We start from the raw sequence: 15382 nt of genomic DNA on the forward strand, positions 1-15382 counted from the left end.
CCACCGGAGGTAAGTCAGCGTATGAGTTCAAAGCGCAGCAAGAATCCAGCCCTGCCCGTACTCGACGACGCATTCCGACTCGCGTCGGTCAAGGACGCCGAGGAGTCCACCCGTGACTTGGCCGCGCGGCTGGCCACCACCGAGCTGCGCCGCGCCTCCCACCCGGGCCGGGTCACCTGGGAGCCCACCGATCAGGCCGAGCCCGTACCGGTCCCGCCGAGTGTGGTCGACGGTGACGGGGACCTGTGGCTGCGGGACCGGGGCACCGGCACCTGGACCATGCCCGAGTTCAACCCGAAGGATTTCCCGGCCCGCTGCGGCGAGGTTCTGACGTGGAACGAGCTTGCCTGCGAGTACGGCCCGCTGACCGCGTTGGCCGACGACCGCCGCATCGGCGGCGGCCGGCGCTGACCGCGCAGCCCTCCGGGACGACCGCACCCCTGAAGCGCCCGTTGCGGGTAGCCGGGAGCTCCAGCTCACCGCCGAGCCCGACGATGGCGGCGAGCAGGTGAGCGTGGTGGTTGGCGTGCGACGGCCTTGAGCAGCGCGGTGCGGGCCTGGCGCCACCCGACGTCCTCGGTCCGGCCGGCGTCGGTGGCCCAGCCGGGTAGCGGTCGGCCTTCGGTTGCCGTGGTGAGCGCGCGGCCCGGCTCGCCGATCGACTGCTGCCGGTCGGCCAAATGACCGAGCAGGCCGCGCAGCAGCTTGTCGACGGCGGCCGCCGGGCCGAGAGGTCGGCGATCAGTCCGCCGTGGCGATCAGCGGCTGGAGCAGGATGTCGGGGTGGGCGCGCTGGAAGGCGTTCAGCTGCCATTTGTCGGCGAACAGGGCCAGCAGCACGTCATCCGAGCGGCGGGTGAGCACCTCGCCGCTGATCAGGCGGGCTTTGGCCAGGGCAGCGGCGCCGTTGGCGTCAGTGATCCGGGCCAAGCGGTAGGAGAGCTGGTCGAGGGCGATTGGGGAAGAGAACTCGTGCTCCATCCGGTGCAGGATCACATCGAACTGCATCGGGCCGACCGCAGCCATGACCGGCGCCTGGTCGCCACGCCGGTCGGAGACCAGCACCTGGATCACGCCTTCCTCGTCGAGTTGGGCGACGCCCTTGCGGAACTGCTTGGACCGGCTGATGTCCTTGGGCCGTGCCACCGCGAAGTACTCGGGGGCGAAGGCGGGCAGCGGGGGAAACTCGGTCTTCTTGCCGGTGAAGAGGGTGTCGCCGACCCGCAGCGCGCTCGCGTTGATCAGGCCGACCACATCGCCGGGGTACGCGGTGTCGACCACGGTGCGCTCGGCTCCGAAGACGGTGTGCGCGTACTTGGTTGCGAACGAGCGGCCGCTGGCCGCCCGGGTGACGTGCATGCCGCGCTCGAAGACGCCGGAGCATACGCGGACGAAGGCGATCCGGTCGCGATGGGCCGGGTCCATGTTCGCCTGGATCTTGAACACCAGGCCGGAGAACTCCTCGCCGACCTCGCGGCTGCCGCCCTTGGCCAGCCGGCGGGGCCCGGGAGCCGGAGCGAGGTCGACCACGGCGTCCAGCAGGAGCTTCACACCTATGTTGGTCAGCGCGGCGCCGAAGAAGACCGGGCTGATCTTGCCGGCCTCGAAGGCCTCCTGGTCGTAGCCGGGGCCGGACGAGAGCACCAGCTCCAGCTCCTCCAGCGCGGTCGTCCAGGCTTCGCCCTCCTGCTCGGCGGCCTTCTCGGAGGTGAGCTGCTCCTCGAGGGCGGCGTGCGTGCCGGCCGGCACCTTGGTGTAGCGCAGCATCTGCTCGGTGTTCCCCGCTTCGACCAGGCCGCGCAGGTTGCCCGCGCTGCCCACCGGCCAGACGACCGGGACGGGGGTGATCCCGAGGTGCGTCTCGATGTCCTCGAGCAGGGTGAGTGCGTCCTGGCCGCGCCGGTCCCACTTGTTGATGAAGGTGATCACGGGGACGCCGCGATGGCGGCAGACCGCGAAAAGCTTGCGGGTCTGCTCCTCCAGGCCCTTGGCCGCGTCGACCAGCATGATCGCGCAGTCGACGGCGGCCAGCACCCGGTAGGTGTCCTCGGAGAAGTCGGCGTGGCCGGGGGTGTCGACCAGGTTCATCACGTGGCCGCGATAGCCGAACTGCAATGCGGCCGAGGTCACCGAGATACCGCGCTCGCGTTCCAATTCCATCCAGTCGCTGGTCACGCCGCGTCGATCACCCTTGGCGTGCACCGCACCGGCAGAAGTGATCGCCCGCGCGTGCAGCGCCAGCGCCTCGGTGAGCGTGGACTTGCCCGCGTCCGGATGGCTGATCACGGCGAAGGTCCGCCGGCGGCCGGCCTCATGAAGGACCTGCGGGACGGGGATCGACTGTACGGTGCTCATGTGTTTCCTCGGGTACGCATCGGCAGCAGGCCGGGTGACGCCTCTCCGTACCTGGTGAGCCGGGGAGATCAGGTCCGCAGGCCCAGGAAGCGATAATAGGCTGTCGGGCGGCGTGGCCCCGAAATTCCCGTTCCTGGGGGAGAGGCTGATCCAGGCGCGGCTGGCCTCGGTCTTGGGCCGGCCGAAGGCCAGGCCGTTGTTGTTGACGGCGGCGAGCGTCCGGCGGACGAAGAGCCGGCGGTCCATGAGGTGGACGTCCGACCAGTGCAGGGCGAGGACCTCGCCGCGGCGCTAGCCGGTACCAAGGACGACCTCGAACAGGTCGGTGAGCTGGTCGGCGTACTGCTCGGCGTTGTGCCGCAGGAAGCTCGCGGCCTCTTCCGGAGTCCAGCAGGTACGCTCGGCGGCGCGGGGCCTTGGTGAGACGGAGTGCTTGACCGGGTTGTAGCGCAGCCGCCAGGAGGCGACGGCGTCGTTCAGCGCGTCGCGCAGCGTGGACGCGGCCGCGCCCAGCCCCCAGCTGGGCGGCGATCCACTCGTCAACGTGATGGGGACGAAGGTCGAGCAGCCGGATGTGGCCGAACGCCGGGATCAGGTCGCGCTTGACCCACGCCACGTAGCCGGCGTAGGTGCTCGGCGACAGGTGCGCCCGCCTCGTGACCAGCCACTCGCGCGGGTAGCTCGCCACCTTGGTTCGGCGGTTCTCGTACACCCCGCGCAGCTCACCGTCCAACACCGCCCGCATCTCCCGCAACGCCTCCGCATGGCCGGCGAAACCGCCCCGGCGGCGGATCCGACGCCGGCCCTCCTCCTTCGCCAGATCCATCGCATACGTCCACGTCCTGTGCCTCGGATCCCCGGCCAGCAGGGGGCACCACGGACCCAGCTGCTTCCGGTTACCGTCCGAACAACCACACCGCCGGTACACCCGGCCACGCTGCCCACGCTGTCCCACGAGCTTCTCCTTCCTGTACTCGGTGAGCTTGAGTCCAAGGTCGCTGCCCGGCCCGGTGAGTCGGCAGAGCGCGCGGGAAGGGACGCGAGGCACGTCAGAACCAGTCGGAGAGGACATGCTCAAGGCGACACGTCGCCTGGAAGATCACGCGGCGTAGTCGGTGGGTAGTCGACCTTGATCTGCGCGAGGAGCCGGGCGTCCGCCCGATTCCCCGTGGCCGTGAAACGGACGGCCCCGAGGGGCACCGGATGCGTCCGGTGCCCCTCGGGGTGTGGTCGTGCCGGGTGGCCGTCAGCCCGTGAAGGTCACGTCCCAGTGGTTGCCCTCGTTGGCGTAGACGTTGCCCGAGGGGGCGGTGTAGAGGGTGGCGCCGTCGCCGCGTACGCCGCTGTAGGCGAAGTTGCCGGTGATGTGGTTGGTGAGGCAGCTCGCCATCGCGAAGTCCAGCTTGTAGCCGTTGGCGTGGCTGTAGGTGCCGGCGGCGTGGCCGGTCTCGGTGCCTCCGGTGATGGTCAGGCCGCAGCCGCCCACGGCGTGCTTGAGCGCGACGGCGCCGTCCGCCGAGGCGCGGCGCAGGCCGTCGAAGGAGGTGCAGTTGCTGCTGTTGCGGTTGGAGCAGTTGCCCGAGGAGGACCAGGTGATGCCCGCGGAGGAGAGCAGCGAGGCGGCCTGGGACTGGCTGAGCAGGTCGCCGCTGCCGCCGCCGGTGCCGCCGCCCCCGCCGGAGAGCAGGGCGGACCAGGTGGCGGGGCCGACGATGCCGTCCACCGGGCTCAGGTTCGCGGACTGCTGGAAGCCGCGCACCGAGGAGTCGGTGCCGGCTCCGAAGGCGCCGTCCACGGCGAGGTTGGCGCCGCGGGCGTTCAGCTGGACCTGGAGCGCCTTGACGGCGTCGCCGGTGTCGCCCTGGCGGACGGTGACGATCAGCTTCGGCCAGGTGGCGCCGCCGACGACGCCGTCCACCGGGCTCAGGCCGTTGGCGCTCTGGAAGCTCCTGACCTTGGCCTCGGTCGCGGGGCCGAACGCGCCGTCGGCGCCGGTCGCGTAACCGCGGGCGTTCAGCAGGTACTGGACGGTGGACACCTTGGCGCCCTGGTCACCGCTGCGGACGACGGACCAGCTCGCGGCGTGGGCGGCGGGGACGGACAGCACCGCCGCCAGGAGGGCGGCGAAGACCGCGGCCACTGCGGCCGGGAAGCGCTTCACGGAAGTTCCTCACTTCTGCTGAGGGGGACGAGGGGGAGAGGAGGAGCCGTCGGCGGACGGCCCCGGGAACCGGCCGGGCTACCAGGTCGGCAGGTTCTCCCAGCAGGTGGTGCCCCAGGCGTGCTCGTTGTGGACGATCACCTCCAGCAGCTGGGAGCCGGTCTGGACGCCGACGATCCCGTCCACGTCGAGGTGCTTGGCCTGCTGGAACTGGCGCACGGCGGTCTCGGTCCGGGCGCCCCAGATGCCGTCGGTCTGGAGGCCGGAGTGCAGGGAGGCGTTCAGCGCGAGCTGCACGCACTTGACGCCGGTCCCCCGGTCGCCGTAGGCGATCTCGCCGACCGAGGGCCGCGCGCCGGCCGTGCCTGCCAGGACGGTGACCGAGAGGGCGGCGGTGGCCGTCACGACGGCGGCGCGCTTGATGACCGGGAACATGGGCATGGCGGGGCTCCTGGGAGTCGTGGGTGAGGGCGGCCGCAACGACCGCCGGGTGCCGACACTAGGAAGCCCCGAGGACGTCCCGCGATCGTTTCGCGTCCCTGGGACGCCCTCCCTCACGGGCGCGCCGGACGGGGACGGAGGCGGAGCCGCCGCGCCTGGTCGGGCGCGCTGCGCGCCGGCCCCGTACCGCGGGCGGCGACGGCGTCCCACGACGCCGGTCCGAGGCCCGCGGCGTCCCAACCTGTGCCGTGCCGGTGTCCCAAACCGCAGCTCAGGGCGGTGGCATACGTCGTACCCGTCCCAGATCCCGGAAGATCGTGGATCCCCGGCCCCGGGATGTCACACAGTGGATCAAGCCGTAGCACGTGACCCGGGGTGGGTCGTGCTGCGGGAGGGCGCACCGCGGGGGGCGGGGGCCCGGCCGCCGGGAGACCGGTACGGCCGTGGGGACCGGCCGGTGGGAGTGCGGCCCGGCACCCGGCCCCGTCGCGCGTCCTCGATCGCACCGGAACGACCTGGGGGGTACAAACGATGGACCACGTTCTTCTGTCCGGCGGCACGCCGAAGGGCCCTGCCGACCGGCTCTCCGAGGAGCTGCAGTCACTGAAGTCCTCGTCCGGCCTGACCTACGCCCGGATCAGTGAGCGCACCCACTACGCGAAGTCCTCGTGGGAGCGGTGGGTGAACGGCAAGCAGTTCCCGCCGCGTGACGCCGTCGAGCGGATCGCCGCCGTCTGCCAGGCCGACGAACGGCGCCTGCTGGAGCTGTGGACCCTGGCGGAGGCCTGCCGCACAGCGGCCGCCGCACCGGCTGCCGCACGGGGCGCCACCGGGGGCTCCGGGGCGCCCGGCGAGGGGGACGCCGCCTCGCAGGACCGCCGGCAGATGGCCCTGTGGTCGCTGACCGTGCTGGCACTGGCCCTGACGGCGGGTCTGGCGCGGTCCGTCGCCCAGGGGCGGGAGCTGCGGCGCGGCGCCCTTCCCGGCGGCGGCGTGTAGGGACGACGCGGGCAGGGCCCCACCCCGCCCGGGGTGGGGCCCTGCCCGCGTGCGGCTCAGTACCAGTTGTGGGACTGCCAGAAGCTCCACGCCGAGCACGGGTCGCCGTAGCGCGACTTGATGTAGTTCAGGCCCCAGCTGAGCTGGGTGGCCGGGTTGGTCTGCCAGTCGGATCCGGCGGACGCCATCTTGGTGGCGGGCAGGGCCTGCGGTATCCCGTACGCGCCGGACGAGGGGTTGGTCGCGTAGACCTTCCAGCCGCTCTCGTGGGTGTAGATCTGCTCCAGGCAGCCGAACTGCCCGCTCACGCTCCAGCCGAGGGCGGGGAACTTCCACTGCGCGGTGATCCGCACCGTCCGGGCGATCCCCAGCGCGTTCATGGTCGCGGGCCCGGCGATGCCGTCGGCGCCGAGCCCGTGCGCCCGCTGCCAGGCGGCGACGGAGGAGGTCGTCCCCGCGCCGTAGGCCCCGTCGGCGCCGGAGCCGGCCGCGCGCTGGACCTCGGCGACCTTGTTGTGGAGGGCGAGCTCGGTCCTGGGGCCGTACACGCCGTCCTCGTCGAGCCCGTTGTCGCGCTGGAAGCCGCGGACGGCGGCGGTGGTGGCCGGGCCGTAGTCGCCGTCGACGCCGCCGCTCGCCAGGTAGCCGATCCCGACCAGGTTGCGCTGGATCCAGGTGGTCGAGTCGACGGCCTGCGCCTGTGCGGGCAGCAGGGCGAAGGCGACGAGTGCGAGCACGGCCACGGCGAGGCCGCGCAGGGCTGCGATGTGTTTCACGGACATCCCTTCCGGTGCGCCTGTCGGTCGATCAGGCGGTGCCGCTCACTCTCTGCCCGGGCCCCGGCGTCCCACCACGGTCCTTGGCGTCCCGGGGACGTCCCGCGACGGCGGAGGCCGGCCCGGTGCGACGGACGCGGCGCCGCCCGCGGTGACCTGGTCCGCGGGCGGCGCCGGAGCCGTACGGCATCGGGCGTCAGGCGAGCAGCCGGCTCCACGTCCGGGCGTCGACCACGCCGTCGGCGGGCAGCGACGCCGCGCTCTGGAAGGTCGCCACCCCGGACTGCGTCCCGGGGCCGAAGGCGCCGTCGACCGCCACCGTGACGCCGTGCGCGACCAGCTGGCTCTGCACGGCGGTCACCGCGCTGCCCGAGGCCCCGCGTGCGAGCGGCGCGACCGCCTGGCTCCACGTCTGGTTGCCCGCGACGCCGTCCGCCGAGGCGTGCACCGTGTTCTGGAAGGCCGTGACGGCGCTGCGGGTGGCGGGACCGAACGAGCCGTCCACGGTCAGGGAGGCGCCCCGCTGCACCAGCAGGTACTGCAGGGTCTTCACCCGCTCGCCCGAGGCGCCGCTGCTCAGCACCGGCCACACCGGGCCGGTCGGGTCCCCGCCGATCTGGGCGGCCACGTCGCGGCGCAGCTGCGGGACCAGCGCGTACAGGCGGTCGCCGGGGCACTCGGTGGCGTTGAAGTCGCGGTGCCCGTAGATCTGGTAGGCCCGCAGCCCGTACTGGCGGCAGATGTGGGTGATGAGGGCGACCAGCGCTGCGTACTGCTCGCTGCGGGGGTCGACGGTGCTGTAGGTGCCCTCGTTCTCGATGCCGATCGCCACCGTGTTCTGCCCCGTGCAGTGGGCGGACTCCACGTGCTGGGTGCCGCCGGCCAGCGTGGACAGGCTGTTGTGCCGGCCTTCCGTGATGTACGCGCCGCGGCTGACGGTGAAGTGCTGACCGGTGTCGATCCAGCCCTCGCTGTCCATCTGGTAGGTCTGCATCGACCTGGCGAGCGAGAACGCGGCGGCCTGCGAGTAGTTGGTGACGTTGGCGGTCGCGGTGTGGTGCACGATCACCTTGTCCGGCGCGCCGGGCAGGATGCCGAGCGGGCCGGACGCGGGCCGGGCGCCCCAGACGGCCGTGGAGGCGATCGCCGGGCCGGTGGCGGCGCGTGCCGCCCCGGCGGGGAGCGTGGCGGAGACCAGCGCGCCGGTGCCGAGCGCGAAGGCGCCGGCGAGCACCGAGCGGCGCCCGGGGTGGGAGGGGATCGGGTCGGTGGTCATGTCGAGGGCTACCTGGTCCTTCGGAGGAGGAGGGGGAGGTCCGGGGGTGCGGCGGAGCACCGCTGCCCCGTGCCTGCTGACGGCACGAGGGCAGCGGTGCTCCGCCCGGATCCGGCGGTCGGGTCGTCCGGACGGCGGGTCGTCCGGCGGGTGGGTCGTCCGGGCGGCGGGTCAGCCGCTGGTGGGGATGACCGTGGGGCAGAACTCGATCTGGACCAGGTTGCCCGAGGGCTTGAGGTAGCCGTAGTACAGGGCGTCGCCGGTCTTCGGACCGACGATGCCGTCCGCCCCGAGGCCGCGGTTGTGCTGGAAGTCGGTCAGTGCCGCGTAGGTCGCGTTGCCGTACTGGCCGTCGACCGCGATGGAGTACCCCGCGTTGCGCAGCCCCTGCTGCACGCAGGCGACCCCGTCGCCGCGCTGGCCGGGCTTGACGTACGGGACGCCCCGGTCGGCGTGGGCGACGCCGGCGAGCGCGGTGACGGCGACGGCCGCCGCGCCGAGGGTGACGGCTCCGCGCCGGAACACGTGCTTGATCATGGAAGGTTCCCCCATCTCGGAAGCGGTCACGGGCCACCCCGGCGGGAAACTCCCCCGGGTCTGCGGTCCGTGACTCGGACACGGCCCATGCTCGGCGCCGCGCCACCCGTCCCACCAGGGGTTTCCCGTCCCTGGGACGTCCTGGGCCGGCCGGGGGAGGGCCGGCCGGGGGAGATCGGCCGGGGCGTCCGCCCCGTCCCTGGCGGTGACCGTGACGTCGTACCGGCCGTTCCGGTACGCCACCGCGTGGAGGAAGCCGGTGGTGCTGCCTCCTCCGACGTGTCCGCGAGACCGCCGCGGGGGAATGTGCCGGTGGCTCCCGCGTGTTGGCGGTGTCAGGGATCGTACGGACGGGGAGGACGGCATGGCCGGAGCAGTGATTGTCGGAGCGGGGCCGGGGATCGGGCAGGCGGTGGCGCTGCGGTTCGCGCGGGAGGGCCTGCCGGTCGGCCTGGTCGCGCGGAGCGGGGCGACGGCCGAGGCGGTGGCCGGGGCCGTGCGGCGGATCGGCGGCAAGGTCGCGGTGCGCACCGCCGACAGCACGGACGAGCAGGCGCTGCGGGCCGCGCTCGACGGGCTGGCGGAGGAGCTGGGGCAACCGGACGTACTGGTCTACAACGCGGCACTGATCCGGCCGGACGCCGTCGGTGAGTGGTCCGCCCGCGAGCAACTGGACGCCTGGGCGGTCAACGTGGTGGGCGCGCTGACCGCCGCCGCGCACGTCGCACCCGGGATGGCGGAGCGCGGGCGGGGCACCGTCCTGGTGACCGGCGGCATGCCCGAGCCGAGGCCGGAGTACGTCAGCCTGTCCCTGGGCAAGGCGGGCGTGCGCACGCTCGTCACGCTGCTGGACCAGACCTACGGCGCGGCGGGTGTGCACGTGGCCAGTGTGACGGTGGCCGGTGCGGTCGCCCCCGGCACCGCCTTCGACCCGGACGACATCGCGGAGCACTACTGGCGGTTGCACACCCAGCCGCGCGCGGGCTGGGAGCAGGAGGTGGTTCACGGGGGCTGACGTCGGGTCGCGAGGTCTTCTGCCGCAGGGCGCCGCGCAGGCGCAGCAGTTCGCGGTGGTGGGATCGCGCGACCGTCGCCTGTCGGATCGCCCGCCCCGGACCGCCCGCCCCGGACCGACGGACACGGGCCCGCCCCCCTCGGCGTCGTACCCGGCTCCTGGACTGCGCCACCCCGTCGGCCCGCGCCTGGTCGGGACCTACCGCCACCTCCGGGACCGGGCGCCGGGGCGGGGCGGGCCGTCGGTTCCGGCGGGCACTGCCCGAAAGGGCTGACCGGGCATCAAAGTCCTTTCCCTACAGCCCTCGTGACCACCGCCGACATGCTTCTGTGAGCATGATCACACCGACCGCTGCTGCCGTGGTCCGACCCTCACCGCATCTATCCGTTCGAAGGGGTTCTGTACCCACGGACGAAGCGGAGAACGGACTGTGCGTGCACAGCGAGGCGGCGGGGTCGAGACGGAGAAGCCCGGACGCCGACGGCGGAAGCCGCCGCCGCGGCGGCGCCTACGGTGGGTCGACTACCCGCGCAGGGGGCGGCGCGGAGTCCGGCGCTGGCTGCCCTCCTGGCGGCAACTGCTCCTGGCGGTGGTGCTGGGCGTCCTCGGCCCGACCGGGTGGCTGGCCTGGTTCTACACCGTCACGCAGGTGCCGGTGGACCTCAACGCCTTCGCCACCCAGCAGAACAACGTCTACTACTGGGCGGACGGCACCGAGATGGCCCGCATCGGCGAGACCAACCGGCAGGAGGTGCCGCTCGACGGAGTCCCCGAACCGGTGCGGTGGGCCGTACTCGCCGCCGAGAACGAGACCTTCTACTCGGACCCGGGGATCTCCGCCAAGGGCATCGGCCGCGCGCTCTGGCAGCTGGTCTCCGGCGGCGAGACCCAGGGCGGCTCCACCATCACCCAGCAGTACGTCAAGAACATCTACCTCAACCAGCGCCAGGACTTCTCCCGCAAGCTCAGCGAGGCCGTCATAGCCGTCAAGCTCGACGACCGGATGAGCAAGGACGACATCCTCGCGGGCTACCTCAACAGCAGCTGGTTCGGCCGCGGCAGCTACGGCATCCAGCGCGCCGCCGCGGCCTACTACGGCAAGGACGTCTCCCAGCTCGACGTCAGCGAGGGCGCCTTCCTCGCCGCCCTGCTCAAGGGCGCCGGGCGGTACGACCCGGCACTGGGCGCGGCCAACCGCGAACGGGCCGAGGAGCGGTGGGCCTGGACCCTGGACCGGATGGTCGAGACCGGAAAGCTCTCCCGCGCCGACCGTGCCCGGTACACCGTCTTCCCCGAACCCAAGCCGCAGCCGAAGTCCGCCGGCCTCAGCGGCCAGGTCGGCTACCTGGTCGACCTGGCCAAATCCTACATGGAGAGCCACACCGACATCACCCCCGCCGAGTTCGACCTCGGCGGCCACCAGATCCACACCACCTTCGAGAAGCCCAGGGTCACCGCCCTCGCCGCCGCCGTCCAGGAAGCCACGAAGGACATCGACCCCGGCGCCCGGGACACCGACAAGCTCCTCAAGGTCGGCGCCGCCTCCGTCGCCCCCGACGGGCGGATCGTCGCCCTCTACGGCGGCCCCGACTACCTCAAGCAGGGCTTCAACAACGCCAACACCTCCACAGTGCCGCTCGGTTCGGCCTTCACCCCGCTGGTCTACGCCGCCGGGCTCGACCAGGGCGTGCAACGCGCGCGGGGCGCCACCCGTACCCCGGTCACCCCCGGCACCACCTACAACGGGGACAACGGGGTGAACGTGATGACCCCGGAAGGCCCGTACTGGGGACGCGACGGAAAGATCGCCAAGACCGCCAACGACGGCAAGCGTGACTGGGGCCAGGTCACCCTGCGCGGAGCCGTCGAGCAGTCCGTCAACGGGCCGATCATGCAACTCGGCCTGGACATCGGCCTCGAACGGGTACAGAAGACCGCCGCCGCCCTCGGCCTCCTCCCCAGCGCCATGGGCGAACTCAGCCCCGGCTTCGCGGTCGGCAACTCCACCCCCAGCGCCATCCGCACCGCCGACGCCTACACCGCCTTCGCCGCCGGCGGCAGCCGCACCGACCCGTACTCCGTTCTCCGCGTCACCCGCAACGGCGAGCCGCTCACGCTGCGCCTGCCCACCGCCGTCCAGGCGCTGTCACCGGCCGTCGCCGCCGAGGTCGACGCGGCCCTCAAGGGCGCGGTCCGCGGCGGCAGCGCCGGCTGGGCGGCCGAAGCGGGGTCCGATCCGGCAGCGAAGCCCGGCACCACCCCGGACCGCACGGCGGGGTGGGCGGTCGGCTACAGCGGGCAGCTCGCCACGGCGGTCACGGTCTTCCGGGCCGACCTGCGGGACATGAAGCTGCTGTCCCTCGAAGGACTGGGCGGTGCCGCCCCGGACACCCTGGACTCGACGCTGCCCGGCCGGATCTGGAGCACGTACGTGAAGGCGGCGGGCGGGCGGTAGGAGGACCGGGCGGCGGCGGTCCCGCAGCCGCCCGGCGGTCGTCACTTCACCAGCCGCGACCAGTCCGCCGGCTGTCCCGGGTCCAGTCGGCGCAGTTGGTCCAGCACCTGCGGGTCCTGGGCGTCCAGCCAGTCGGCGACCTGGCGGAACGAGGCGCAGCGGACCTCCTCACGCTTGCAGACGCTCTTGATCACGTCCTCGACCGCCTGCATGTAGATGCCGCCGTTCCAGTCCTCGAAGTGGTTGCCGATGAACAGCGGGGCCCGGCTGCCGTTGTAGACCCGCTCGAAGCCGGCCAGGTAGCTCTCCCGGGTCGCCTTCTCCCAGGTGTCGAACTTCTTCGGGTCGCCGTTCGTGGTGTTGCCGGACTGGCCGGCCAGGTAGTTGAAGTCCATCGAGAGGTTCTGGGAGGTCGTGCCGGGGTTCGGCAACAACTGCAGCGGGAAGTTCCAGACGCCTTCCTTCTTCACCGGCCACACCTGGAACTCGCCGGGCGAACTGGCGTCGTAGCGGAAGCCCTTGGCCTTCTCGACGGGCAGCAGGTTCTTCTGGCCCTCCAGGCAGGGGGCGCGGCCGCCCACCAGCTCCTTGGTGTAGTCGAAGGGGAGCGGTGGGAGGTCCTTGTAGCCGGTGTTGGTACGCCAGTTGGTGACGAAGGATATCGCCTGGTCGAGTTCGGACGTCCACTCCTCGTTGGACCAGTCGCCGCCCCCGCCGGGCTGCGGGCCGCAGAAGTGCCCGTTGAAGTGGGTGCCGATCTCGTTGCCGTCCAGCCAGGCCAGGCGGAGCTGCTCCAGGGTGTCCTTGATGTGGGCGTTGGTGGCGAAGTCGATCGACGCCGCGCCCGCGTCGTGCTTCGGGGGGCGGTAGAGCGTGCGTTTGGACTTGGGAAGGAGGTAGAGACCGGAGAGGAAGAACGTCATCTGGGCCTTGTTCTCGGCGCCCAGTTTCCGGAAGCGGGAGAAGAGGCGGTCGTCGCCCTCCAGGGCGCCGTCCCAGGAGAAGACCACGAACTGCGGCGGCTTCTCCCCGGGCTTCAGCCGCTCGGGTTCGGGCTGCTTGGGCTGCGGGCCGGTGTCGGAGGTGGAGCCGTCACCGAGCAGCTTGACCTGGCCGTCCCAGGTCGGCGAGGGCGTGGGGGCCGGGGCCGGGGTCTCGGCGGGGGCCGAGGGCGTGGGGCTCTCGGGCAGGCTGCCGGTGGCGGTGGGTCTGCTCCTGGACGTGGGACATCCCGTGCTCAGGACGAGCGCCGACGCGACCCCCGCCGCCAGCACCCAGGTCACACCGCGAGTAGTCCGCACCGTGCCTCCGTCAAATCGCCCGACAGTTCAGTCACTGCACTGATAGGACGTGATGGAGAGTCACAAAGGTTACACGGATGGCAGATTGGGGGTTCGTTGGAGCGGGTCGTCGGTCGTGAGGAGTGGGCAGGGCTCCGTGCGGTCCGGAGGAAGTTCCCGGAATCCGCCACTGAGCTCGCGTCAACGGAGCCTGGAAGGACCTCCGGACGGCGTCGCGGGAGGAGTCGTCGAGTGTCTCGCAGTCCGGTGGAGTCGGGGCTCGACAGGGCGGGCGAATGAGCGGGCGAAGGTGGCTTCCGGGGTGGGGTTTTCGCCCCGGAAGCCACCTGGGCCGGTGGCGTGCGGTGCCGGACGGGACCGCGTCACGCGGTCGGTGCCGGGCGGCGCGCCGCCTTCGTGGGGGCGCCGGTCAGGACGGGTGCCCCCGTTTGCGGGCCGGCGATCAGGCCTTCTTGCTGAGCACGATGTCGAGCTCGGTGACCCGGGCCTCGAACTGTGCGAGCTCCTCGTTGGTCGGAGCGGGACGCGTGGTCATGTCTTTCACCCCCGTTCCCTGGTGAGGCGGCCGCTGTGGAGGGGCCGCGAGGCAACGTCGGAGACGTTGTCGAGGGTCAGGCCTTCTTGCTGAGCACGATGTCGAGCTCGGTGACCCGGGCCTCGAACTGCGCGAGCTCCTCGTTGGTCGGAGCGGGACGCGTAGCCATGTCTTTCACCCCCGTTCCCCTGAATCGGCGGCGGCTGTGGACCGGCCGCCGTGCGACGGTGTCGGTCGACCGTCAGGGCTTCTTGGCGAGTGCGATGTCGAGCTCGGTGACCCAAGCCTCGAACTGCGCGAGCTCCTCGTTGGTCGGAGCGGGACGCGTAGCCATGGATTCCACCCCCTTCCTTGATCCATTAGGCGGTGACGCTAACACGTTGCATGTTCACATCAGCAATGTGATGCGCGTCACGGTGGGGGTGGCCGGGGGTGCGGTGATCATCACGCTCGACGGCGTACATGTCATGCGGTTAGAGTCTGGCGAAGATCAATCAGCCGGCGCTGACGGGGATGCCGGGTTGCCGCCGCCGGGACACCGGCCGCGATGGCCCGCGGGCGCCGGGACCGCGGCCGTTCGAGTGCTCGACGCGAGCCCCTCACGGCCGGTCCCGCCGTCATGCCCGCTCACGCCATCAGAGGGGGAGTCCGTATGCAGGCAGGGGTGATCGGAGCCGACCTGCGCGCGTTCGCGGCCGTCGACGACGCGGAGGACCCGGTCCCGCTGATCCGTGCGCTGGACGTCGGCAAGTCCTACCCGGGCATGCGCAGCGCCGAGGCCGCCATCATGGCCGCCCTGCGGCTGGACGGCGCCCGGGCGGTGCTGGACGTGGGCTGCGGCCTCGGTTCGGACGCCATCGGGACGGCGGCCGAGGTGGCGCCGGGCGCGCGCGTCACGGGGATCGACGTCAGCCGCACCATGGTCGCCGAGGCGGGTCGCCGGGCGGCCGAGGCGGGCGCGGACGTGTCCTTCGTCTGCGGCAGCGCGCTGGACCTCCCCTTCGCCGACGGCGAGTTCGACCGCTGCCGGGCGCAGACGCTGCTGCAGCACGTGCCCGACGCGCCGCGGGCGATCGCCGAGATCGCGCGGGTCCTGCGGCCCGGCGGCCGGGCGGTGGCCTTCGAGTTCGACCTCGGTTCGACCGTCCTCGACCACCCCGACCGGGCGACCACCCGGACGGTCCTCGACTACGTCGCCGACGCCGCCCTGCAGGGCTGGATCGGGCGGCAGCTTCCCCGGCTCTACCGGGAGGCGGGCTTCACCGACATCACGGTCGAGCCGCACCTGGTCTTCAACGACTACGCGTTCTTCCTGTTCACGATGCGCCGGCCGCTGGCCCAGCTCGTGAAGGACCGCGTCCTGACGGCGCGTCAGGTCGTGTCATGGAAGGGGCGGTTGGAGCAGATGCACGCGGAGGGTCACTACCTCGGCGGCACCACCGGCTACCTGGTCTCCGCCACCCGGACCTGACGCGCGTCCGCACCGCGGTCGGCCGCAACCGGCCCACCGTCATCGAACAGTTCCACCGCA

Annotated in this window: 13 protein-coding genes and 1 pseudogene; 5 read left to right on the forward strand and 9 right to left on the reverse strand. The window is 72.2% G+C overall.

Going from position 1 to position 15382, the window contains the following annotated elements:
- Window positions 1-21: 21 nt before the first annotated feature.
- Window positions 22-411 carry a hypothetical protein gene (locus tag ACFWIC_RS20225; RefSeq protein ID WP_355401995.1) on the forward strand — a complete coding sequence of 130 codons (390 nt, stop codon included), beginning with the start codon at window positions 22-24 and terminating at the stop codon, window positions 409-411.
- A gap of 330 nt (window positions 412-741) precedes the next feature.
- Here ACFWIC_RS20225 and ACFWIC_RS20230 read toward each other — a convergent pair whose 3' ends face one another.
- The 5 genes and pseudogenes from ACFWIC_RS20230 to ACFWIC_RS20250 all read right to left on the reverse strand — a co-directional run bounded on the left by ACFWIC_RS20230 (window position 742) and on the right by ACFWIC_RS20250 (window position 4957).
- The gene (locus tag ACFWIC_RS20230) at window positions 742-2355 is read right to left on the reverse strand and encodes a peptide chain release factor 3 (RefSeq protein ID WP_380519619.1); all 1614 of its coding nucleotides are present in this window, start codon (window positions 2353-2355) and stop codon (window positions 742-744) included.
- A gap of 291 nt (window positions 2356-2646) precedes the next feature.
- Window positions 2647-2898 carry a hypothetical protein gene (locus tag ACFWIC_RS20235; protein ID WP_380519670.1) on the reverse strand — a complete coding sequence of 84 codons (252 nt, stop codon included), beginning with the start codon at window positions 2896-2898 and terminating at the stop codon, window positions 2647-2649.
- Between the two features lie 46 nt (window positions 2899-2944).
- A pseudogene (locus ACFWIC_RS20240) lies at window positions 2945-3427 on the reverse strand (hypothetical protein); the annotation flags it as partial.
- 174 nt (window positions 3428-3601) lie between these two features.
- Complete coding sequence (locus ACFWIC_RS20245; protein WP_380519620.1) at window positions 3602-4516, reverse strand: peptidoglycan-binding protein; 915 nt, start codon at window positions 4514-4516, stop codon at window positions 3602-3604.
- 78 nt (window positions 4517-4594) lie between these two features.
- On the reverse strand, window positions 4595-4957 hold the full coding sequence (locus tag ACFWIC_RS20250) for a peptidoglycan-binding domain-containing protein (RefSeq protein WP_329950966.1): 363 nt from the start codon (window positions 4955-4957) through the stop codon (window positions 4595-4597).
- 531 nt (window positions 4958-5488) lie between these two features.
- Here ACFWIC_RS20250 and ACFWIC_RS20255 point away from each other — a divergent pair.
- Window positions 5489-5956, forward strand: coding sequence for a helix-turn-helix transcriptional regulator (locus ACFWIC_RS20255; protein WP_329878474.1), 468 nt, complete (start codon window positions 5489-5491; stop codon window positions 5954-5956).
- A 56-nt stretch (window positions 5957-6012) separates the two neighbouring features.
- Here the strand turns inward: ACFWIC_RS20255 and ACFWIC_RS20260 are convergent, their stop codons facing one another.
- The 3 genes from ACFWIC_RS20260 to ACFWIC_RS20270 all read right to left on the reverse strand — a co-directional run bounded on the left by ACFWIC_RS20260 (window position 6013) and on the right by ACFWIC_RS20270 (window position 8545).
- A complete protein-coding gene (locus ACFWIC_RS20260) occupies window positions 6013-6732 on the reverse strand; it encodes a peptidoglycan-binding protein (protein WP_329950965.1) in 720 nt (239 codons plus the stop codon).
- 196 nt (window positions 6733-6928) lie between these two features.
- Complete coding sequence (locus tag ACFWIC_RS20265; RefSeq protein ID WP_380519621.1) at window positions 6929-8008, reverse strand: N-acetylmuramoyl-L-alanine amidase; 1080 nt, start codon at window positions 8006-8008, stop codon at window positions 6929-6931.
- Window positions 8009-8179: 171 nt separating this feature from the next.
- Window positions 8180-8545 (reverse strand): peptidoglycan-binding domain-containing protein, encoded by a 366-nt coding sequence (locus ACFWIC_RS20270; protein WP_329878468.1) that lies wholly within the window; start codon window positions 8543-8545, stop codon window positions 8180-8182.
- A 364-nt stretch (window positions 8546-8909) separates the two neighbouring features.
- Here ACFWIC_RS20270 and ACFWIC_RS20275 point away from each other — a divergent pair, with 364 nt between their 5' ends.
- Both ACFWIC_RS20275 and ACFWIC_RS20280 read left to right on the forward strand, forming a co-directional pair.
- Window positions 8910-9560 carry an SDR family NAD(P)-dependent oxidoreductase gene (locus ACFWIC_RS20275; protein ID WP_380355274.1) on the forward strand — a complete coding sequence of 217 codons (651 nt, stop codon included), beginning with the start codon at window positions 8910-8912 and terminating at the stop codon, window positions 9558-9560.
- Between the two features lie 430 nt (window positions 9561-9990).
- On the forward strand, window positions 9991-12015 hold the full coding sequence (locus tag ACFWIC_RS20280; RefSeq protein WP_380519622.1) for a transglycosylase domain-containing protein: 2025 nt from the start codon (window positions 9991-9993) through the stop codon (window positions 12013-12015).
- 41 nt (window positions 12016-12056) lie between these two features.
- Here ACFWIC_RS20280 and ACFWIC_RS20285 read toward each other — a convergent pair whose 3' ends face one another.
- Complete coding sequence (locus ACFWIC_RS20285) at window positions 12057-13316, reverse strand: hypothetical protein (RefSeq protein ID WP_380519623.1); 1260 nt, start codon at window positions 13314-13316, stop codon at window positions 12057-12059.
- Between the two features lie 1187 nt (window positions 13317-14503).
- On the opposite strand from ACFWIC_RS20285, the gene ACFWIC_RS20290 reads away from it, so the two are divergent.
- Window positions 14504-15322 (forward strand): methyltransferase domain-containing protein, encoded by an 819-nt coding sequence (locus tag ACFWIC_RS20290; protein WP_380519624.1) that lies wholly within the window; start codon window positions 14504-14506, stop codon window positions 15320-15322.
- Window positions 15323-15382 lie beyond the last annotated feature (60 nt).

The sequence above is a fragment of the Kitasatospora sp. NPDC127035 genome, assembly GCF_042726075.1.
Taxonomy (GTDB): domain Bacteria; phylum Actinomycetota; class Actinomycetes; order Streptomycetales; family Streptomycetaceae; genus Kitasatospora.